The 22018-nt window shown below is 60.6% G+C and carries 18 protein-coding genes and 1 rRNA gene; 3 read left to right on the top strand and 16 right to left on the bottom strand.

All coding sequences use genetic code 11. The features are described 5' to 3' along the window. Positions 1 to 31: 31 nt before the first annotated feature. The 7 genes from KGB23_RS26680 to KGB23_RS26650 all read right to left on the bottom strand — a co-directional run bounded on the left by KGB23_RS26680 (position 32) and on the right by KGB23_RS26650 (position 9609). Positions 32 to 1372: an FAD-dependent monooxygenase gene (locus KGB23_RS26680; protein WP_223433204.1), complete on the bottom strand. Its 1341-nt coding sequence runs from the start codon at positions 1370 to 1372 to the stop codon at positions 32 to 34. Continuing rightward, the gene (locus tag KGB23_RS26675; protein ID WP_223433203.1) at positions 1369 to 2046 is read right to left on the bottom strand and encodes a S8 family serine peptidase; all 678 of its coding nucleotides are present in this window, start codon (positions 2044 to 2046) and stop codon (positions 1369 to 1371) included. Before KGB23_RS26675 ends, KGB23_RS26680 begins: the two co-directional genes overlap by 4 nt. After that, positions 2036 to 3754: an ABC transporter ATP-binding protein gene (locus KGB23_RS26670; protein ID WP_223433202.1), complete on the bottom strand. Its 1719-nt coding sequence runs from the start codon at positions 3752 to 3754 to the stop codon at positions 2036 to 2038. The genes KGB23_RS26675 and KGB23_RS26670 overlap by 11 nt, the downstream gene beginning before the upstream one ends. Further along, the gene (locus tag KGB23_RS26665) at positions 3754 to 5658 is read right to left on the bottom strand and encodes a sigma-54-dependent Fis family transcriptional regulator (protein WP_223433201.1); all 1905 of its coding nucleotides are present in this window, start codon (positions 5656 to 5658) and stop codon (positions 3754 to 3756) included. The genes KGB23_RS26670 and KGB23_RS26665 overlap by 1 nt, the downstream gene beginning before the upstream one ends. Positions 5659 to 5851: 193 nt before the next feature. Next, entirely contained in the window at positions 5852 to 6877 is a 1026-nt protein-coding gene (locus tag KGB23_RS26660; RefSeq protein ID WP_223433200.1) for a histone deacetylase family protein, read from the bottom strand. 167 nt (positions 6878 to 7044) lie between these two features. After that, positions 7045 to 8274, bottom strand: coding sequence for a Zn-dependent hydrolase (locus KGB23_RS26655; protein WP_223433199.1), 1230 nt, complete (start codon positions 8272 to 8274; stop codon positions 7045 to 7047). A 24-nt stretch (positions 8275 to 8298) separates the two neighbouring features. Continuing rightward, positions 8299 to 9609 carry an MFS transporter gene (locus KGB23_RS26650; protein ID WP_223433198.1) on the bottom strand — a complete coding sequence of 437 codons (1311 nt, stop codon included), beginning with the start codon at positions 9607 to 9609 and terminating at the stop codon, positions 8299 to 8301. A 162-nt stretch (positions 9610 to 9771) separates the two neighbouring features. Here KGB23_RS26650 and KGB23_RS26645 point away from each other — a divergent pair, with 162 nt between their 5' ends. Beyond that, entirely contained in the window at positions 9772 to 10704 is a 933-nt protein-coding gene (locus tag KGB23_RS26645) for a LysR family transcriptional regulator (RefSeq protein WP_223433197.1), read from the top strand. A gap of 9 nt (positions 10705 to 10713) precedes the next feature. Here KGB23_RS26645 and KGB23_RS26640 read toward each other — a convergent pair whose 3' ends face one another. The 7 genes from KGB23_RS26640 to KGB23_RS26610 form a co-directional block, all read right to left on the bottom strand. Continuing rightward, a complete protein-coding gene (locus tag KGB23_RS26640) occupies positions 10714 to 12024 on the bottom strand; it encodes an OprD family porin (protein ID WP_223433196.1) in 1311 nt (436 codons plus the stop codon). A gap of 48 nt (positions 12025 to 12072) precedes the next feature. After that, positions 12073 to 12693 (bottom strand): RraA family protein, encoded by a 621-nt coding sequence (locus KGB23_RS26635; RefSeq protein WP_223433195.1) that lies wholly within the window; start codon positions 12691 to 12693, stop codon positions 12073 to 12075. Continuing rightward, complete coding sequence (locus KGB23_RS26630) at positions 12686 to 13078, bottom strand: RidA family protein (RefSeq protein ID WP_223433194.1); 393 nt, start codon at positions 13076 to 13078, stop codon at positions 12686 to 12688. The genes KGB23_RS26635 and KGB23_RS26630 overlap by 8 nt, the downstream gene beginning before the upstream one ends. A gap of 18 nt (positions 13079 to 13096) precedes the next feature. Further along, on the bottom strand, positions 13097 to 14476 hold the full coding sequence (locus tag KGB23_RS26625) for an MFS transporter (RefSeq protein ID WP_223433193.1): 1380 nt from the start codon (positions 14474 to 14476) through the stop codon (positions 13097 to 13099). Positions 14477 to 14603: 127 nt separating this feature from the next. Continuing rightward, entirely contained in the window at positions 14604 to 15533 is a 930-nt protein-coding gene (locus tag KGB23_RS26620) for a 2-hydroxyacid dehydrogenase (protein ID WP_223433192.1), read from the bottom strand. Further along, entirely contained in the window at positions 15530 to 16285 is a 756-nt protein-coding gene (locus tag KGB23_RS26615) for a class II aldolase/adducin family protein (protein WP_008145462.1), read from the bottom strand. The genes KGB23_RS26620 and KGB23_RS26615 overlap by 4 nt, the downstream gene beginning before the upstream one ends. Beyond that, entirely contained in the window at positions 16282 to 17583 is a 1302-nt protein-coding gene (locus tag KGB23_RS26610) for an MFS transporter (protein WP_008145464.1), read from the bottom strand. Before KGB23_RS26610 ends, KGB23_RS26615 begins: the two co-directional genes overlap by 4 nt. A gap of 157 nt (positions 17584 to 17740) precedes the next feature. Between KGB23_RS26610 and KGB23_RS26605 the strand changes: the two genes are divergently transcribed. After that, on the top strand, positions 17741 to 18700 hold the full coding sequence (locus tag KGB23_RS26605; protein ID WP_223433191.1) for a LysR family transcriptional regulator: 960 nt from the start codon (positions 17741 to 17743) through the stop codon (positions 18698 to 18700). Between the two features lie 12 nt (positions 18701 to 18712). Here KGB23_RS26605 and mrdA read toward each other — a convergent pair whose 3' ends face one another. Then, the gene (gene mrdA, locus KGB23_RS26600) at positions 18713 to 20605 is read right to left on the bottom strand and encodes a penicillin-binding protein 2 (RefSeq protein ID WP_223433190.1); all 1893 of its coding nucleotides are present in this window, start codon (positions 20603 to 20605) and stop codon (positions 18713 to 18715) included. Positions 20606 to 20876: 271 nt separating this feature from the next. Between mrdA and KGB23_RS26595 the strand changes: the two genes are divergently transcribed. Beyond that, positions 20877 to 21800, top strand: a complete 924-nt coding sequence (locus KGB23_RS26595) for a TIGR03571 family LLM class oxidoreductase (protein ID WP_223433189.1) — start codon at positions 20877 to 20879, stop codon at positions 21798 to 21800. Positions 21801 to 21915: 115 nt separating this feature from the next. Here KGB23_RS26595 and rrf read toward each other — a convergent pair. After that, positions 21916 to 22018, bottom strand: a 5S ribosomal RNA gene (gene rrf, locus KGB23_RS26590); the annotation flags it as partial.

Here is a 22018-nt window from a genome sequence, read left to right as displayed (position 1 = left end):
TCAGGTCGATGTAGCTCTAAGAACACCTCGGTCAGTCCCCTCGCCCCTTTGGGGCGGTCCGACGTTTCGGGAGGGTTAGGGTGAGGGGACGATATCCCTGACTCAACAACCAACTCCGAACCACCCGTCCCTGCTCCACCGTCAACCCGGCCAACGCCTGCTCGGCCGGTTCGGTCCGCAACCGCCGCAGCAACGGCGCCAGCTCAACCCCTTGCACATGCCAGATCCCCAGCGGCTGATCCGCCGTGATCACCACCTCGGCCTCATCCACAAATCCATCGCGCAGCACCGGCGCGCGCTCAATCCTCAACGAAGAAAAATCCGCCTCGGCATGCGCCACTTCAGCATCCGGCCACTGCCGGCGCGCAAGCCAGAATGGCTGCTGCAACCAACGCTGCTCATCGGCATAAAAATCCCGCCCGATCCGCGCAAAACGCAAAAACAACTGCTCCACCCGTTGCTGATGAAAGCGCTGAGCCAACGCCGCTCGCTCGGGTTTACGCAACAACGTGTTGATCACCGTCGGCGCCTGTAATGCCGAGGACAATGACTGAAAAATCCCGTTGCCCGACAGCGGATCCACCGCCATCGCCCCGTCGCCGACCCGAATCCAGTTTTCGCCACACACCTGCGGGCAAAGAATCGCTGTGCTGCTGCGCGCATGAAGCTGTAGATCGACCTCAGGCCCGGCGCCGAAAAACGATCGCGCCAACGCCGAACCCTGACGTCGCTCACGACAGTAGTCGAGCAACATCGCCTTGCCCGGCAATTCAGCACTGGCCACGTCCACGGTCCATTGCCAATAACACTGACCGTCGGCTCGCCGGGCCATCCAGGCCCAGCCGTCCTCGAGGCTTTCCACCGCGCTGGCGGTGCTGCCTGGCGCTCCTTGCCAACGATTGAGCAGGCTGACCGTCTCCGGTCCGCGCAGGCCTTTGCCGAGTGCAGGCGCCTGACGCCCACGCGCCTCAACCAGAAAATCCGCCAACAGCGCCTCGCGCCCTTCGACCTCGACCCGATGCCCCGAAACCGATGACTGCACCGTCAACACACGGCCTTCGATCAGCTCAACGCCAGCCAGGCGCAGATCCTCGCGCAAGCCTCGATCAAAGCTTGGGCGATCCAGTAAAAATTCGATGTTTTGCGCATGCTGCTGACCGTTCCATGACACCTGTCGTTGGGACGGCAGCGCTGCATCCGCCAGCGCCTGATGAAGCCCCGCGCCACGCAAGGCCTCCAGCACCCGAATGGAAACGCCTTCCAGCGCCGCAAACCGCCGCCATTCACTGACCAGCGTCACGGGATAACCGAGCCGACGCAAACCCAAGGCAACCGCAGCTCCCGCTGGCCCTGCGCCAAGAATCAAAATCATGCTTCGAAGCGCCGTTCAGGGCCGCGATAACGGGCATTCTCCCGCAGCCATTCGATGATGTGTTCGTTGCTCGCCTCGGGATGTGCCACCAGAAACCCCGCGATGTGCCCGCTCAACGCCGCACAGCCGAGACTGGCGCCAGACTGCCCCGGATAGGTGCCATGCACACACGCGGCGAAATCCGCTTGAGCACTGTTGAGCCACGACCATTCCTGTTCGGCGCAACGCGCATCGCCGGTGACTCGCAGCACCTGGGGATAATTCGCCGGAAACACGCCCTCGCCCTGCGCCGGACTGGACGCACAGAGCAAAACACCTCGCGCTACCGCCGCCGCACAGGCTTCACGCAACAGGCTGCGATCCTGACGCAGACCGAGGCTCAAATTGATCAGCCGAACGTCCTGCGCCACCAGCCAGTCAATCGCCGTAGCGATCTGCAACGCGCTGGTGACCCCGCGCTGGTCGAACACCTGAGCCACGCAAAATACCGCCAAAGGCGCCCGCCGACCGATGGCCTCGATCACCGCGCTGCCGTGGCCCAGCGGATCGTCGCGCAAGTCGCTTTCGGCCAATCCATCCGCCAGCAACGAGAAACGCCGTCCGGCGACCACTTGCACCCGCTGTGCCGCCGAGTGACCGCTGTCCACCACGCCAATCCGCAGCTCAGGCTTCATGCAGCACCGTTTTTGAAGTGAGTACGCCGTCGAGCAATTCAAAGCGCAAATCGGCATCCGCCAAGGTTGAAGGACGGTGGCTGATGAGGATCCGCGTGCGTCCGGCAAACAGTCGATCGATGGCTTCAATGACTTCGCGCTCGGTGGCTTCATCCACCGCCGAGGTCGCTTCGTCCAGCACCAGAATCAATGGATCCTGCAACAGCGCCCGGGCGATGGCGATGCGCTGCTTCTGCCCGCCGGACAACTGCTGACCGCGTTCGCCCAACGGACTGTCGAGGCCTTCGGGCAAGGACTCGATCAGGCTGTCGAGTTGCGCCAGCCGCGCCACCTCGGCAATCGCTTCACGGCTGGCGTCCGGCACCGCGTAGGCCAGGTTGTCGGCGAGGCTGCCGCGAAACAGCACGATGTCCTGACTGACCACGGCAATCCGCCGACGCAGCTGGAACAGGTCCAGTTCGCGCAGATCGACCTCCCCCAGCAACACCCGACCGGACTGCGGATCGTGGTGCCGTTGCAGCAGGTCGATCAGGGTCGTTTTGCCGACGCCAGAGCCGCCGCTCAGGGCGACTTTCAAACCATAAGGAATTCTCGCTTCGATCCCGCGCAATGTCGTCGGGCGACCGGGATGGCTGAAGTGCACGTCGTCGAAACGCAGCTCGCCAGAGGTCGGCATCGGCTGCGCCGTGACCGGCGTGAGAACGGTCGGTTCTTCGCCGCGCAATTCCATCACGCGTCCGAGGCTGACGGTCATTCGTTGGACCGCGACATAGAGACCCAGCAGGCTCTGCACCGGTCCGACGGCCATGCCCAGATAGGTAGAAAACGCGATCAGTGCGCCCAATTGCCAGGTCCCCTGCACCACCCAATATCCGCCGATCAGGAACGCGCAGGCACGGGACAGGGACGTCAATGTGCCCGGCACCGCCTGAGTGAAAAACTCGGTGACTTGCAGGCGCAGCAACTGGCTCATGTAGCCTTGGCCCAATGTCTCCAGACGCCGCGATTCACGCTGTTGCTGGCCGGCGGACTGGATGAATTTCATCACTGGCAGGGTCTCGACCATGAACGAGGACATGTCCGCCGAGCGCTCGCGCAATTGCCGCACATCGCGCTCGACCTTGCGTCGCATCCAGCGCAGCCAGAGCACGTCGAGGGGAATCAGCACCAGCGCCAGCAACGAGAGTTTCCACGACAGGGTCAGCAGCATCGCCACGGCACAGACCAGACCGATCACGCTCGACACCGCCGAGAACAAGGAGTCCACGGCAAAGCGCTGGATCTCTGCGACGTCGCCATCGAGGCGTGACATCAGGTCACCGATGCGGCGCTGTCCGTAGAAACTCGGCGAAAGCGTTTGCAGATGTCGATAAAGGTCATCGCGCAGGGCGAACAGAATCCGCCCGGACAGCCGCGTGTGCAGGTAACGGTTGATCCCCGACAACCCCGTTCCGAGCAGCCCGGCCACGATCATCAGCCCGGCGATCAGCACCAGCATCGGAAAGTTGCGCGCCAGCAAACCATCGTCGATCAGCAGTTTGGTCAGCCAAGGCTGGACCAACACCAGCAACGAGGCGCAAACCGATAACCCGAGCAGCCCGGCAATCGCCAGACGATGCGGCCGCACGAAACTGTAGAGCCAGCGCAATGCGGCTTGCAGGGCTTCGGGGTTCTGGCTGTCGATCAGCCGAACGATCAAGCGCTGCATCACGAGCGCAACTGTTTGAGCTTGCGATACAAGGTCGCGCGGCTGATGCCCAAGGCGTCGGCGGCGGCCGAGACGTTGCCCTGGTGAGTGTCCAGGGATTGGCGAATCAGCTCCAGTTCATTTTCGCGAATGCTGCCGGCCTGAGGGCGTTCGCTGGCGCTCAACTCGTCGAGCATGCTGTCGGGCAAGTGGTCGAGGGTGAGTACGTTGTCCCCCGGCTCGCGCATAGCCAGCGCTGTGCGCAAAACCATTTCCAACTGGCGGATGTTGCCCGGCCAGTGATAGCCACCGAGCAAGCGGTTCAAATCGTCATGCAGGACCATCGTCGGCGCATCCAGCTTGGCCAGCAGGCGAGTGACCAGACCACTGAAATCCTCGCGCTCGCGCAGAGCCGGGAGCATCACGCTGATGCCGTTGACGCGGTAGAACAGGTCCTCGCGGAAATGTTTTTCTTCGACCAGACGCTTGAGATCACGGTGCGTGGCGCAGATCAATGCGACGTCGATGTCTTGCTCTTCACCGGCGCCCAACGGTGCCACTTTACGGTCCTGCAACACCCGCAGCAGACGGGCCTGCAAGGCCAGCGGCATGTCGCCGATTTCGTCGAGAAACAAGGTGCCGCCATGGGCCTGTTGCAGACGACCGATCATGCCGCCGCGACGCGAGCCGGTGAACGCACCTTCGCGGTAGCCGAACAGTTCCGACTCGATCAGGCCTTCGGGGATCGCCGCGCAGTTCACGGCGACAAAGGGTTTGTCGCAGCGAGTTCCGGCCATGTGCAGGGCGCGGGCGATGACTTCCTTACCGGTGCCGGTTTCGCCCAGCAGCAACACCGGCAGCTCATTGGCCAGGCCTTGACGGGCCATGCGCAAGGCTCGGGCATAACGCACATTGCTGCCGGCCAGGGATTCGAGATCCGGTTGTGCTTTGGCGGTTTTCGCGGTGCTGCGCGGCGGCGTGCTGACATTGATCGAACGCTGCGGCGCACGCAGGGTTTTGTAGAAGAACTCGCCTTTGGCCGTTTGCAAACTGCCGACACCGCCCTGATGCAGACGCGACAGAAGTTGCAGGCCATCGACGCCCAGAAACTCTTCACAGCGTCGACCGACCAGCGCCGAGCGCTCGGCGTGGAGCAACTGACAGGCCTGGGCGCTGACCGCGAGAATCTGCCCGCCGAGGCTCACCGCCAACAGGCCTTGCCAAGGGGATTCGAGGTATTGCCGACGGCTGTGGAAAGCCAGGACGATTTCGTCCGGATAACTGGCGTTGAACACCCGGCTTTCGATCTGGCTGACGGCCATCGCCAGCAACGCGGTGCTGTCGTGAACGCGGCCGAGCGGGCCTTCGCGGGTCAGGTCGAGTACGCCGAGGATATCGCCTTGGGGGCAATGGATCGGCACCGAGGTGCAGGAGAAATCGGTCAGGCGATCGAGGTAATGTTCGCCGCAATCGATCATCGTTGGCCGGGCTTCCACCAGTGCGGTGCCCAGCGCGTTGGTGCCACGAGCGGCTTCGCTCCAGCAGGCGCCGAGGGTGATGTCTTGCAGGCCGCTGCCCTTGAGGCGATCGGCGCGTCCTTCGACAGCGAGGATGGTGGCGTCGGAATTGGCGAGGATGATCAGCCCTTCCTTGCCTTGGCGCTCGGCCAGGTAATCGATGGCCGGCAATGCCGCATCGATCAGCAGCCGATTGCTTGCCAACAGGACGTCGAGGCTCGCGCTCGATTCCAGCGCCAGCTCGTGCTTGGCATTGAAATGCACGCCATGGCTCAGGCTACGCCGCCACGACGCATCGATTTCCGCCCGCAGCACTCCATCCGGGACTTCGCCCTCGAGATGGAGCTTTTCCCGGGCCAGCCGGGCTTCGCGGTGCAGCTTGGGAGGAGTTGTTTTTATTAGCGTCATCAAGCGCTCCGGATCGGTCCGCCCTGCGCTTTTTTAAGATCAGCGCCCTGCCGCAATCTTTACGTTAACGTCAGGGCGATGGCAAGTCCTGTGGCGAGGGGGCTTGCCCCCGTTCGGCTGCGCAGCAGTCGTAAACCGACGAACGTAGTGCTTCTGAAGACATGCGGTCGCTGGTTAAGCCCCCTCGCCACGGTCAGAGGTTCCACACCTCGGCATTCACAAAAAACGCCCGGGCATTTTCCTCAAGACTCTCCAGGTGATACCCACCCTCCTGCACAATCAGACACGGCACCCCCAGGCTGCGAATCCGCTCCCCAAGCGCCGCAAACCCTTCACGGGTCACCGCCACTTTGCTCTGCGGATCCAGCTCGAAAATATCGAAGCCCAGGGACAACACCAGCACCTCGGCGCCGAAGTCTTTCACCGCCGTCAACGCCACGTCCAACTGCCCCAGGAAATCCGCCTCACTGGCGCCATGCGCCATCGGCAAGTTGAGATTGAAGCCCTCACCCTTCCCGACACCCCGCTCATCAGCGAACCCGGCCACCCCCGGATAGAAGTTGGTCGGATCGCCATGCACCGAGACATAAAGCACGTCATCGCGGTCGTAGAAAATCTCCTGAATTCCCTGACCGTGGTGCATGTCGGTGTCGAGTACCGCGACTCGTGCAAACCTGGCACGCAGAACCTGAGCAGCCACCGCAGCGTTGTTCACATAACAGAAACCGCCCGCCGCTTCGGCCCGGGCATGGTGCCCTGGTGGACGGCACAAGGCGTAAGCCGCCGGCTCGCCATCGAGCAAGGCTTGGGCGCCAGCGATCGCGCTTTGCGCCGACCAATAGGCCGAACGCCAGGTCTGCTCACCCACCGGGCAACTGCCATCGGCCAGATACCTCGCAGCTTGGGCGAGAATCCCGCGCAGGGCATTGGGCTCGCGGACGAAGATGTTCGACATCACCTCGTCGCCCCAATCCTCGGGGATCTCTTTCCAGCGTTGATGCGCCTCCTGCAAAAACGTCAGGTACGGCGCGCCGTGGACCGCCAGCAGCGGATCGAGCCCGGCATCGACCGGTTGCTCGACGTTAAAGCCCAGCGAGTGCGACGCCTGGACCAAACGCTGAGCGCGCTCGGGTACTTCCTGTGGCGTGCGCATCTGCCCACGGGAGTAGTAGCTGCGTGGATGGTGAAGCAATTGTTCGGGGTGGAAAAAACTGCGCATGGTTCTAATACCTGTCAGTTAACGTAGATCTTGAAACCGAGTGCGTTCAACTGTGGGAGCGGGCTTGCTCGCGAATGCGGTGTGTCAAACAACATTTGTGTCGACTGACACACCCTCTTCGCGAGCAAGTCGGAACGCCGCACCGCCGCTCCCACATTGGATTGCGTTTATTCGACTTTACCGGCGCGGGCCAGCACGGCGTTGAGCAGCACATCAGTGCCCTGACGCACGTCTTCGGGCAGCACATCTTCGGCTTCGTTATGGCTCAAGCCACCGACGCAAGGAATGAACACCATCGCCGTCGGGCAGAACCGCGCCAGATGAATCGCATCATGCCCGGCGCCGCTGACAATCGATTGCTGAGCGTAGCCCAGCGCGTCCACCGCCTGCTGCACGGCCGCCACGCAATCGGCATCGAACGGTGTTGCCGGGCTGATCCAGTGAGGCGTAATCGTCAGGTTCAAGCCTCGGCTATCGGCAATCGCCTGAAGCCGCTTGCGGACTTGCTGCTCCATGGCCTCGATGGCTTCGTCGCGGTGATGACGCAGGTCGACGGTGAAATTCACCAACCCCGGAATGGTGTTGCGCGAGGACTTGTTGATGCTCAACTCGCCGACAGTGGTCAGCCCTTCCGGCGCGAAATCGGTGGCCAGACTTTCGATGGCCTGGATCATCCGCGCCACGCCATACAGGGCGTCTTTGCGCAGCGGCATCGGCGTAGTACCGGCGTGGGCAGCCATGCCTTCGACCCGCACGTCGAGCCAGCGAATCGCCTGGCCACCGCTGACCACGCCGATGCTTTTGGCGTTGTCTTCGAGGATCGGACCTTGTTCGATGTGCGCTTCAAAGTACGCATCCACCGCGCCGCCAAACGGGCGTTCGCCGGCATAACCGGTGCGTTGCAACGCCTCGGCAACGCTGATGCCGTCGATGTCACGCACCGCCAACGCTGCGTCCAGTGGCATGATCCCGGTAAACACCGCCGAGCCGAACATCGCCGGGGTGAAGCGTGCGCCTTCTTCGTTGGTCCAGACTGCCACTTCCAGCGGCTTGCGGGTCTGGATGCCGAGGTCATTCAGGCAACGCACCACTTCCAGGCCGGCGAGTACGCCGTAGACGCCATCGAAACGCCCGCCTTCAGGTTGGGTGTCGAGGTGGCTGCCCATCATCACGGGCGCGGCATCGGGGTCGGTGCCGGCGCGGCGGGCGAACAGGTTGCCGATCGGGTCCACGCTCAGGGTCATGCCGGCTTCGCGGCACCAGTGGGAAAACAATTCACGACCAGCCTTGTCTTCATCGCTCAGGGCCAGGCGGCAGCTGCCGCCACGTGCGGTGGCGCCGATTTCGGCCATGTCCATCAGACTCGCCCAGAGGCGTTCACCATTAATTTTCAACATGAGTTACTCCTGGGAAAACGTTAATCAAGCGTTGGCCAATTCGAGGCGTTCAGCGCTGGCATGGCGACGGGCAAGGGACAGGACACAGATCAGCGAAGTCGCGGCAATCAGGCTGTAGAACACCGCCATCGGCCACCATTGGCCGGCGAACTTGTGTGCCAGCAAGGTGCCGATCAGCGGCGTCAGGCCACCGGCCACGGCGCCGCAAATCTGATAGGCCAACGAAATCGCGGTGTAGCGCACGCGGGTCTCGAACATGCCGCTGACGTAACCGGCGATCACCGCATAGAACGACGCCATGCACACCACGGCCAGGGCGATGCCGAGGATGATCAGCGGTGCCTGGGCCGAGCTGACCAGCACGAACATCGGGTACGGCGAGGCGATGGCCAACAACGACACCAGGCACAGGAATCGCGTGGCGCCCATTTTCTCGGCGACCCACGCCGCCAGCGGTTGAATGCAGAACTGAATGATCGCCACCACAAACAGGCACTCAAGAATCAGTGAGCGCGGCAATTCGAGTTGCTGGGTGGTGTAGGCGATCATGAAGGTGTTGGTGAAATACACCCCGGCGATCCCGAGGGTGTTGGCGCCGATGCACAGCAGCAGCGGGCGCCACGCGGTGCGCAGCACTTCCATGACCGGTGCCTGCTCCTTGCGCGTACTTTTGCGCGCCAGTTCACGGCTGGCGAGGAACTCCGGCGACTCATTCACGCCCAGGCGAATCGCCAGGCCCACCAGCAGTAGCAACGAACTGGCGAGGAACGGCAGGCGCCAGCCCCAGCTCATCAGGTCTTCTTCCGGCAAACGGGTGACTGCGCTGAAGGCCAGCAACGACAGGATCAAACCGGCCGGGCTGCCCAGCTGCGCAAAGGATGCGAAGAAGTTGCGTCGACCTTTCGGCGCATGTTCGCCCGCCATCAACACTGCCCCGCCCCACTCACCACCGACGGCAATGCCCTGGACGATCCGCAGCAGAATCAGCAGCACCGGCGCCGCTGCACCGATTTGTGCGTAGGTCGGCAGCAAGCCGATGCAGACCGTAACCACACCCATCATCAGCAACGTGATGATCAGCGACTTTTTACGACCGATGCGGTCGCCGATATGGCCGAAGATAATCCCGCCCAACGGCCGCGCAAAGAAGCCCACGGCGAAGGTGCCGAAGGCGGCCATGGTGCTGAACAGTTTGTCGTCTGAGGGGAAGAACAGCGCGCCGAATACCAGCGCGGCGGCGGTGGCATAAATGTAAAAGTCGTACCACTCGATCATGGTGCCGATAAAGGCTGCGGCTGCCGCACGGCGCGGCTGAGGAGAAGCGTGGGGCTTCATGGGTCGGTCTCCTTTGGTTATTTTTTTGGCAGGAGTGAAACAGCAAAATCAAGGCGCTCTGACGGCGCCTGTCTGGAGATGATTTATCGTCTTGGGGCTATGATTAGTCAATTTTCTATTTATTATGCGGATTATTACGCCAGCTTATAATCGAGAGCCACCATGGCCGAACGCGATGTACAACGCCTGCTCAATGACCGTCTGGACTGGAACCTGCTGCGCACTTTTCGGGTGATCGGTCAGGAGCTGAGCATCAGCCGCGCCGCCGCCCGCCTGCACCTGACGCAACCGGCAGTGAGCCAGGCGCTGAAGCGTCTGGAGGAGCAACTGGGCCGACAACTGATCGCCCGTCGCGGGCCACGGTTTGCCCTGACCGAAGTCGGCGAACAAATCTTCGAACTGGCCGGGGAAATCTACGGGCAGATGTCCCAGGTCAGCAGCGTGCTGGAGCAACCGGCCGACGAAGTGATCGGCAAGGTTCGATTGCTGATCATCAGCCGGATCTTCTCGGAGCGCTTCGATGATTTCCTCGCGGACTTCCATCGGCAGCATCCGCGAGTGGATCTGGAAGTCGACGTGTTGCGCAGCTCCGACATCGTCAGCGCCCTCCAGGAAAAAACCGCGACCCTCGGCCTGAGCCTCAATCGCCGCCCGCAACCGCGCCTGGAACAGCGGCTGTTTCTGCGTCAACGCTATGCGTTTTTCTGCGGCAAGCACCATGCACTGTTCGGCCAACAGAGCGTCGCCGAAGGGGATTTGCAGCGGGAGAACTTCGTCAGTTTCACCAGCGACCAGATCGGCGGCATGCTTTCGCCGCTGACGATTTTTCGTGATCAACAAGGTTTCAGCGGACGGATCGTCGCCTCGTCACCAAGCCTGGAAGAAGTCCGGCGATTGGTGATCGCCGGGTACGGGATCGGCTGTTTGCCCGAGCACGTGGTGGCTGCAGACGTCGACGCCGGATTGCTCTGGCGCCTGCCGCCCCACGAAGGGATTGCCGATGTGGACATTCATTTGCTGTGGAACCGCGAGCAGCGCATGAGCCGGGCCGAGACGATCTTTCTCGAGAGCCTGCAACAGTGCTTGCTGGACTGAGTGACCCGATCAGAACAACGGCAGACTGTAGCTGACCACCAGGCGGTTCTGGTCCGCATCGCGCGATGCTTCACTGCGCGACATGCCGTTGCGCCAGCCCAGGGCGACGTTTTTCAACGGTCCGCTCTGGATCACGTAGTCGATACTCAGGTCCCGCTCCCATTCCTCTTGCTCAGGTCCGGCCACCGTTTTAATACCGCTGCCTGAAAGGTACATCGCCGAAGCCTTGAGCCCAGGCACGCCAAGGGCGGCGAAATCGTAGCTGTACTGGGCAAACCCGGTACGTTCACCGGCGCGGGTGAAGTTCTGGATGTAACGGTCGGTCAGCAGGTAGACGCTGGCGCCTCCAGCGCCTTTGTCCGGTAAACCACCCTGGTTGAGCTGCACGAATCCGCTGTCACTGGACACCTGCTGATAACCGGCCATCAGCGCTTGAGCGCCGATGCTCCAGGTGAACGCCAGGCTCCAGGTGTTGTTGTCGATCTTGCCGTCGCCGTTCTGCGTAAAGCCACTGGTGCGGTAGCCGCTGGCCCGACCGCTGGCCGAGTCATTGGCACCGTCGGCGGAGGTTTTGAAGTAGCGCAAATCGGTTTTCAGCGCGCCGAAATCCCCGAGTGTCAGGTTATGAACCAGACCGGCGAAATGCTGTTGGTAATAATCTTCGAGAGTGGCGTAGTAGTACTGCGCCAGAAGCGCATCGGTGACCTTGTAATCGGCACCGGCAAAATTGAACGCATTGCTTTCCCGGGTGCCGCCGGCCACGGCCAGACCGGTGCTGTCACTGGAACCGCGGCCCGTGGCGTGTTCGAGATGGCCGCCGGTCAGGGTCAGATGCTCGAAGTCATTGGAGACGATCTGCCCACCCTCGAACGTCTGCGGCAGCAGCCGGCCGTCGTTGGCCTGCAGAATCGGCAATTTCGGCGTCAGGGTGCCGTAGCGCATTTCAGTCTGGGCAAAGCGCATCTTCGCCGTCGCACCGAAACGCGACCATTGCTCGGCGGCGCCGTTGCCATCGTTGGGGATCATCGAACTGCCGACATGGCGACCGTCACCGCTGTCCAGGCGAATACCCAGCAGCCCTAGCGCATCGACACCAAAGCCAACGGTGCCTTCGGTGAATCCGGACTGATAGTTGAGCATGAAACCCTGCGCCCACTCTTCGGTTTTTGAAGGGTTCGCGGTGCCATCGCGATTATCGTTATTGAAGTAATAGTTACGCATCCCGAGGGTCGCTTTACTGTCTTTGATAAAGTCCGCCATGCTTAACGGACTGAATAGCGCACTGCCGATCGCAATAAGTGCCAACGGTTGTTTGTTCATTGATTTTGAAGTTCCTGAGCAGCCAGCTTTTGGGCTGGCTGCCGGTCATTAAGAGAGTTTGATACTCAAGACACTGGACACCGGTTCGCCCGCCATTAACCGGGTCAGCAGTTGCGGTTCTGCCCGGTCCGATGCCAGCGCGCGCTCGATGATGTTTTGCGCGGTGGCCGGATCGAGAAACAGCACGCCGTTGTCGTCCGCCAGCACGAAATCCCCGGGATGCACCGTGACGCCGGCACAGTGAATCGGCTGATTGATCTGACTGTCGCCACGGCCATGCAACTTGGTGGTCAGCAGGCTGGTGCCGCGAGCGAAGACCGGCAACCCGGCCTCGCGCAGTTCCAGCAAGTCGGTCACCGCGCCGTCCACCACGATGCCCACCGCACCGGCACAACTCGCGGCGCAACTGGTGACCGCGCCAACGGGCGCGTGTTGCCAGTCGCCATCGGTGTCGATCACCAGCACATCGCCGGGCTGGATGAGCGCCAGGGCCTGGTTGACCGCGATGGCATCGGCGCCCACCAGTTTCAGGGTCAGCGCGCGGCCGACCAGTTTCACATTGGGCACCATGGCCCGCAGTTGCGAATCGGCAAACCCCTCCTCGAGAAAATGCCCCAGGGTCGGAAAGCTCACCGCGTTGAGCTGCTCGATCAGCTGCGATTCATCCATGTTGCGCCTCCTTGGCAATCAACTCGGCGACACAGTCGATTTCCAGCGACACGCCCCACAACGCCACACACACCGTGGTGCGTGCCGGCGGTGCATGGCCGAGAAACTCGCGATACACCGCGTTGAACGGCTCCAGCTGTGCGGGATCGGTGAGGTACGCATTAACCTTGATCACGTGACTGAAATCGGACCCGGCTTCAAACAGGATCGCCTCCAGATTGCGCAAGGTTTGTCGCACTTGCTCGGTGAAATGGGCGGGCTGGTCATCGAGCCCGCTCTGGGCTGGAATCTGCCCGGCGGTGAACACCAGGTGGCCGCTGACCACCGCTTGGGAGTAAGGGCCGACCGGGCCGATGAAGCCCGGGGCTGACTGAATTCTGCGCATGTTGTTGAACTCCATTAATCAGGCTGCGGCCGATTTGATCGGTTTGCCGAGGGCTGGCTCGTTGGCCGGCACTGCCGCTGGGACTTCACTGATGTCTCGCTTGAAGGTCTCGGTCAGCAACAACAGCGCCACCAACGAAATCAACGCTGCACCGATCATGTACCAGGCCACCGAGGAGCCTTTGCCGGTCGCTGCCAGCAATGCGGTGGTGACGATGGGCGTCGCGGCGCTGCCGAGCAGGCCGGACAACATGTAGCTGATCGACAACCCGGAATAACGCACCCGAGTGCCGAACAGTTCGGCGAGGAAGGTTGCGATCGGCCCGTAATTGGCCGCGAAGGCCGTCATCAACAGCAGGTAGCCGAAGATCACACAGGGCAACTCTTTGGTGTCCATCAACCAGAACATCGGGAACGCGACCAACGCTTCGGCCACGATGCCGGCAACGATGATCGGCTTGCGTCCGTAACGGTCCGACAGCGCGCCGAACACCGGCAGCATGACGATGCACCAGGCGCAGGACAGCAACACCACGCCAAGCATCACGCTGCGGCTGAACCCGAGATTCTGCGTGCCGTATGTCAGGCCGAAGGCAACGATGATGTTGAACGACGCCCCGGTCGACATGGTGGCGATCCCGCCCAGCACGACTTGTTTCCAGTACTTGCGAAACACTTCCGCCAGCGGCATTTTCACTTGCACCTCGGCTTCCTTGACCTTGTTGAAGGCCGGGGTTTCAGAGATGTTCAAACGGATGTACAAGCCCACGGCGATCAGCAGCACGCTGCCCAGGAACGGGATACGCCAGCCCCAGGCCAACAGGTCTTCAGGGGACAGCCACGCGGCAATCAGCAGGAAGGCCAGGTTGGCAATCATGGTCCCGGCCGGGACGCCGATCTGTACCCACGAGCCGTACAAGCCACGTTTGTTGGCGGGAGCGTGTTCCACCGCCATCAGCACCGCACCGCCCCACTCGCCACCCAACGCCAGGCCTTGAATCACCCTCAGCAGCAACAACAGGATCGGCGCCCAGATACCAATGGCCGCGTAGTTAGGTAATAACCCGATGGCGAAAGTAGCGGCCCCCATGGTCAACAGTGAAACCAACAACATCGACTTGCGTCCCAGGCGGTCACCGAAATGACCGAACAGTGCCGCGCCGACAATCCGGGCCAGATACGCCGAAGCAAACGTACCGAACGCCAGTAATGTACCGATCAACGGATCGAAATCCGGAAAGAACACTTTGTTGAACACCAGCGCCGAAGCCGTGGCGAACACAAACAGGTCGTACCATTCCACCGTGGTGCCAATCACACTGGCCACCGCGACTTTCTTCATGCTGACTGCAACTTCCGGAGGTGCGCCGGACTTTTCTACAGGCGATAGATCGCTCATTACTGTCTCCAGGAGTTCATCAAGAACTCGTATTTAATTGTTTTAACTGGCAGTAAAACTTTCGAGGTGAGGGAGTGTTGTTATATAACGCCCAACTCAATGGGCGAGTTTGCAAGGCGCTTTCTTATTAATAACCGAGTATTCGGTCCGCACAATTCAATAACGATTCACCGGTATTTAAACGGCGAAAGTTCTCTGCTACTTGTTCGGCGATACAGTCGTGGGAGGCCGCCGATGCCATGTGCGGGGTGATGGTGACGCCGGGCATTGTCCAGAGACGGTGATCGACCGGCAGCGGTTCTTGCTCGAAAACATCCAGCAAAGCGCCGCGCAGTTTTCCTCGGGCCAAGGCTTGTTCGAGGTCGTCGATATTCAGATGACCACCCCGACCACAATTGACCAGCGCGGCGCCGTTGGCGAGCCGCTCGAACGTTGCGCTGCCGAGGATGCCGCGGGTTTCGCTGGTCAGCGGCAACAGGTTGATCAGCAACTCCAATCCATCGAGAAACGGGTTCAGTTTTTCCGCACCGGCGAACGTCTGTACGCCTGGTAAATCCTTACTGCGGCGCGCCCAGCCACGGACGTCGTAACCGGCAGCGGCCAGGTCCTGGGCAATCGCGCTGCCCAACGACCCAAGCCCCATCACCCCGACCTTGAACTGTCCCGCTGCCCGTTGCAGCGGCCGCTCCCAACGCTGGTCCTGTTGCTGCAACAGCACCTGATCGAAGCCGCGGTGATAGTGAATCGCCGCCCAGCGCACGTACTCGGTCATGCCTTGGCGGTGGCCGGGATCGACCACTCGGCAGATCGGCAGATCCGGGCACGACGGGTCGTGATCGAGGTGATCGATGCCGGCGGCCACCGAGTGAATGACTTGCAGGTTCGGCAATGCGGCGAGGCTGCCCGGCAAGGGAAACCAGCACGCGGCAATTTGCGCATTCCTGGCCAACGGATCATCGGCAAGGACTGCCTTGAGTTGCGGCGCACTGCGGGCAAAGGCTGCCTGCAGTTGCTTGAGCAGCAAGGTGTCGCGGGACAGCAGAACCACGGTGTTCATGACAGATAGGACTCGCGCTGGGATTCGATCAGGGTCAAAGCGGCCTCCCAGGCCAGGTCGATGATGTTGTCCTGTTCATCGCGGTCAAACTGTTCGGCAGTGTGTGCACAGACTTCAGGGGACGGGTAATGCAACGCCGAACCACCGGACAACGCCGCAACCTGCGCCTGACAGGCACGCTCCAGAAAGTGAATCTCCTGGAACGCCTGGGCCACGCCAGAACCACCGACCAACAGTCCATGATTACGCAGGATCATCGCCCGGTGCGGGCCCAGATCGGCAATCAAACGCTCGCGCTCATCCAGCGACAGCGCGATGCCTTCATAGGTGTGATACGCCAACTTGCCGTAGAACTTCAGCGCGTGCTGACTGATTGGCAGCAATCCTTGTTTCTGGGCTGCGACCGCCATGCCGGCGGCCGTGTGGGTGTGGATCACGCAGTTGAGATCCGGGCGAGCCATGTGGATCGCCGAGTGAATGACGAAGCCGGCAGCGTTGACCCGATGACCTTCATATTCCGGATCGACGACTCGCCCGTCCTGATCGATACGCACCAGGTCCGAAGCGCGCATGCGGTCGAAAATCACCCCGTAGCGGTTGATCAGGAAGTGATGCTCAGGCCCCGGAATACGCAGGGTGATGTGGGTGTCGATCAAGTCGGTCATGCGAAAGTGCGCGACCAGGCGATACAGCGCAGCCAGTTCGCAACGGGCTTGCCATTCAACCGGGCCGATGTGTTCAGGTTTACTCACGAATACACCTCTTTAGCAGCGTGGGTGACGACCGGGTTGGCGCGCAGGCGGGCCAGGCCGCAAACACCGATCAAGGACAGGGCCGAAAGCAAGGTGAAGAACACCGCCAACGGCAACCATTGTCCGGAAAACTTGCTCGCCAGCAGCGTGCCGATCAGCGGCGTGGTGCCGCCGGCCAGCGCGCAGCTGAGTTGGTAGGCGATAGAAATGCCCGAGTAGCGCAGGTGCACCGGGAACGCCTGGGTCATGTAGCCGGCGATCACCGCGTACAGCGCCGAAAGAATCACCACCGCCAGAGCAATGCCGACAGTCATCAGCACAATGTTCTGTGTGCCCACCAGCATGAACATCGGATACGGCGTGACCATGCACAGCAGCGCGACGAGTTTGAGGAAGCGGCCTTCGCCGATGCGCTCGGCCAGCAACGCGGAGAGCGGTTGCGAGAGCAGCTGAATGACGGTCACCAGGAACAGGCAATCGAGAATCGTCGAGCGCGCGATGCCCTGATACTGGGTGACGTAGGTGATCATGAAGGTATTGGTAAAGAAGAACCCGGCCGAACCGATGGTCACGGCGGCGGCAGCAAACAGGATCTGCCGCCAGCAGGTGCGGATCACGTCCTTCACCGGGTACTTGGAAGTCTCGTTGTTGTCCCGGGCCTTGGCGAACTCCGGCGACTCGTGAACACCGGAACGAATCATCAGGCCGACCATCATCAGCACACCGCTGGCGAGAAACGGCAGACGCCAGCCCCAGGCGAGGAAGTCTTCCGGCTCAAGGGATGTCACCAAGCGAAAGGCGATCAAAGCCAGCAGCAAACCCGCTGGGCTACCGAGCTGAGCGAACGAGGCGTAGAAGGTTTTGCGCTTGGCCGGGGCGTGTTCGCTGGCCATCAGCACCGCCCCGCCCCACTCGCCGCCGACTGAAATGCCCTGAATCAACCGCAGCACGATCAGGCCGATCGGCGCCCAGATACCGGCGCTGGCGTAGCTCGGCAACATCCCGATGCCAGCGGTGGCCAGCCCCATCAACGCCATGGTCACCAGCAGCATTTTCTTGCGACCCAGGCGATCACCGAGATGACCGAACACCATGCCGGCCATTGGGCGAGCGATGAAGCCAACGGCGAAACTGCCGAACGCTGCCAGGGTGCTCATCACCGGGTCGTGGCTGGGAAAGAACACTTGCCCGAGCACCAGCGCTGCCGCCGTGGCATAGATGTAGAAGTCGTAGAACTCGATGGTCGTGCCAATGAAGGCTGCCGCCGCCGCTCGACGCGGTTGAGGGGTAGTGTGCATGCAAGGACCCTGTGTATTTATAGTTTTGGGCAGGTACTGAAGGCTGTTTACGGGTTGCACTCTGTGGCGCTTGTTAGCTTTATCGCTTCCGTGCCAGGATTAGTCAATTTTCAAATTCTTATCTTTACTATTAGCCCTGCTACTACATGGAGTTTTTATGCCCTCCACTTCTAACCCTTGGGTCGGTCGCCGCTTTCTGAATGACCGCCTCGACTGGAACCTGTTACGCACCTATTTGGTGATCGGCCAGGAAGGCAGCATGAGCCGGGCCGCCGCGCGATTGCACATCACGCAGTCAGCCGTCAGCCAGGCACTGAAACGGCTGGAGGAACAATTGGAATGTGTGTTGATTGCCCGCAGTGGGCGACGGTTTGATTTGACCGAAACCGGGGAGGAAGTCCTGCGTATTGCGACGGACATTTACGGCGATATTTCACGACTGGGCACGGTGGTGGAGAGTCGTAACGACGACGTGGTCGGCAAGATCCGCATCCTTACCGTCAGCGGCGTTCAAGCACGACATTACGACGACTTCCTCGCCGATTTCCACGAAACTCATCCAAAAATCGAGTTTGAAGTCGAGGTGATGGGTAGCTCGAACATCATCAGTTCACTGCTGCAAAAGACAGCGACCATTGGCGTCGGCCTGTGCCGTTTACCGCAGCCGCGGCTGGAGCAGCGAGTACTGTTTCGTGAGACTTATGCGTACTTCTGCGGGCAGCGTCATCGACTGTTCGGGCAAGAGAATCTGACCCTGGAACAGCTCGCGGCGGAGAACTTTGTCAGCTTCACCAGTGACCAACTCGGGGGCAATCTTTCGCCCCTGACATTGTTCCGCGACCAACAAGGCTTTACCGGCAAGATCGTCGCTTCATCGACGAGTTTCGAAGAGATTTATCGCTTGATCTGTTCAGGGTTCGGCATTGGCTGTCTGCCGACGCACCTGGTACGAAGGGATGTCGAGCAAGGTTTGCTCTGGCGATTGCCGCCGGAAGATGGGGTGGTGGATTTCGATATTCAGCTGCTGTGGAATCGCGAACAGAAGATGAGTCAGGCCGAAACCGTGTTCCTCGAAAGCTTCCAGCACATGCTCAGTATTCGTGAGCCTGTGCTGTGAAGCCTTGATCGCTTAGACGTGAGGATCACCCGGTGCTTTGCTAGGCGTAGCGTATTGCGGCTTCAAGTGACCGTCCTGATCGAGTAGCCAGGCGTCCATGATCTGCCGCACCACGGGACCTGCGACGCGACCGCCGGCCTCGCCGTTTTCGATCATCACCGAGATGACAATTTTCGGATGTTCGGCCGGGGCAAAACCGACGAACAAGGCGTTGTCGCGGTTACGCTCCAGGGTTTTCGCCCGGTTGTAACGTTCGCCCTGCTTGATCGCCACCACTTGCGCGGTACCACTCTTGCCGGCGATGCGGTACTGAGCCCCCGCCGCTGCCGCCCGTGCAATCCCGCGAGCGTCGTGCATCACCATTTGCATGCCATGGTTGACCTGCTCCCAGTCACGCGGGTCTTTCAACAGGATGTTTGGCATTGGATGCTCATCCACGGGCGCAACACCGTCCACGGTCTTGGCCAGGTGCGGCCGGTTCCAGACACCTTTGTTGGCGATCAGCGCAGTCGCTTGGGCCAGTTGCAGCGGCGTGACCTGCATGTAGCCCTGACCGATGCCGAGAATCACCGTCTCACCCGGGAACCATGCCTGACGGCGCGTGGCACGCTTCCAGGCTTGCGATGGCATCAAACCGGCAGACTCTTCGAACATGTCCAGCGAGACTTTCTCGCCGAGACCGAACATGGCCATGTAGTCATGCAGGCGATCGATACCCAACTTGTGGGCCAAGTCGTAGAAGTAGGTGTCGTTGGAGCGCATGATCGCCGCGTCCATGTCCACCCAGCCATCGCCGCTATGGTTCCAGTTACGGTATTTGTGATCGAAGTCCGGGAGTTGGTAATAACCGGGGTCGAAGACGCGGGTCTGCGGGGTAACGACTCCGGTGTCGAGGCCGGCAATGGCCACTTCCGGCTTGATGGTCGAACCCGGTGCATAGAGACCGCGCAGTACGCGGTTGAACAGCGGCCGGTCGATGGAGTCGTGGAGCGCTGCGTATTCCTTGAAGCTGATGCCGGTGACGAACAGGTTCGGGTCGAAACTCGGCTTGCTGACCATCGCGAGTACTTCGCCGGTCGACGGATCGAGGGCGACCACCGAACCGCGACGATCACCCAAGGCTTCCTCGGCGGCTTCCTGAAGTTTGACGTCGAGGCTCAGTACGATGTTTTTGCCCGGGATCGGATCGGTGTGCTTGAGCACTCGCAGGACCCGGCCCTGAGCGTTGGTTTCGACTTCTTCGTAACCCACTTGGCCGTGCAACTGCGACTCGTAGAATTTTTCGATGCCGGTCTTGCCGATGGATTGAGTGCCACGGTATTCCACCGTGTCCAGGGCTTTGGACTCTTTCTCGTTGATGCGGCCGACGTAGCCGATCGAATGCGCAAAGTGCGCGCCCATCGGGTAGTGGCGAACGAATTGTGGCTCTACGTCGATCCCCGGCAGACGGAACTCGTTGACCGCCAACACGGCGATCTGTTCTTCGCTGAGCTCGTAGAACAAGGTGACCGGCACGAATGGATGGCGCGCCTGCTTCATCGCCTTGTCAAACAGCGAGCGGTCTTCAGTCGGCAAGTGCAGGAGGTTGACTACCTCATCCAGTTCCTCTTTGACATCGGAGGCGCGTTCGCGGGTGATGGTCAGGTTGAAGCTGGGACGGTTGTCCGCCAGAACTACGCCGTTGCGGTCATAGATCAATCCGCGGGTGGGGGTGATCGGCAGGACGTGGACGCGGTTGTTTTCAGAGATCGTCGAGTGATAGTCAAATTCGACCACTTGCAGGACATACATGCGCACTACCAGTGCACAGGTAATGGCGACAACGAACAGGGCGCAAGCCATCAGTCTTTTGTTGACCAGGCGCGTCTCTTTTTCGTGGTCCTTGATCGGTATCGGTTGGGGCATTTCTGCAGCAGCTCTTTGACTGTGAAGGGGCGCCAATCCGTAGGCTTGAAATCAGTCCGTTAAAAAACGAGCTGCACCATACCAAAAACCGGACGGTCACTTTAGTGCGATTTCCTCTAACGGTTGTCCTTGAGGGCCAAAACGACGTTCGGTTTTTTTATGACCCGTGCGTTTTGATCAAGATTGATATTCCCATTCATGCATTTTTCTTGAAGGAGGGCCTATAGATACTGGGTGCATGTCATTCCGTTTGGTTTTTTTGGAGTCTTTCATGCATCCACGATTTCAACGTTTACTGGGCTCCAATGGATTTTCCATTGGGTTGGAACTGCCGCTGGATAACGATTGGTCCAGCGATGGGCAACGGCTGCGGATTGCCGAGGAGCGGCCGTTTGGAGTTCCGGACCTGAAGCAGCATGCCGCTATGGCGCGCCTCGCCGACAAGGCGGGTTTCCGCGCTCTGTGGGTGCGCGATGTGCCGGTCTATGATCCCGATTTTGGTGATGCGGCGCAGGTGTTCGAAACCTTTTCCTACCTTGGCTACCTGGCCGGGATCACTGACAACATCATGCTGGGTACAGCGGCGGTTGTATTACCGCTACGTCAACCGTGGTTAACACTCAAGGCAGCCAATAGTGTTGATGAACTGAGTGATGGACGTCTGCTACTGGGTGTGGCCAGTGGTGACCGACCTATGGAGTATCCGTTGTTTGGTGTGGACTACGATCAGCGGGGAGAGATCTTTCGCGATACGGTTGAGTTGTTGCGCAGCCAAGGTGAAGGACGCTTGCCGGAAGGTGCTCGCCTGTTACCGGAGCGAGATCAGCCAGTGCCATTGCTGGTTGCAGGTCTTGGTCAGCAATCCCCAGCGTGGATCGGCCAACACATGGATGGCTGGCTCGCCTACCCCGGCACTCCGGATGAGCATCGGCGCCGAGTGGGGCTGTGGCGGGAGGTCGGCGGCGACAAACCCTACATCAGCTTCGTTCACCTGGATCTGGCGGCCAATCCTCATGCACCGATGCGGCATGTACGTTTTGGCGGCAGCTGCGGGAGGCTGGCATTGATTGATGAGCTTCAGGCTTTGCGTGAAGCCGGTGTGCAGCACGTTGGCTTGCATCTGCGTCGTAGCGAGCGGCCGGTTGCCGAGGTTATTGAAGAGATCGCTGAATACGTTCTGCCGAAGTTTCACTAACGATGCTTCTGGAACCAGGGATAGTCGATGGGCCGCCCCTTTTTCGCCACGCCACTTTCCTGCGGGCAAAACAAAACCCCTACCTGCAGATGCAGATAGGGGTTTCGGAATTTAATCTTGACGATGACCTACTCTCACATGGGGAAACCCCACACTACCATCGGCGATGCATCGTTTCACTGCTGAGTTCGGGATGGGATCAGGTGGTTCCAATGCTC

Origin of the sequence: Pseudomonas sp. GL-B-26 (assembly GCF_019947405.1) — a bacterium.
Taxonomy (GTDB): Bacteria; Pseudomonadota; Gammaproteobacteria; order Pseudomonadales; family Pseudomonadaceae; genus Aquipseudomonas.
This window is presented reverse-complemented; position numbering and strand designations above follow the sequence as displayed.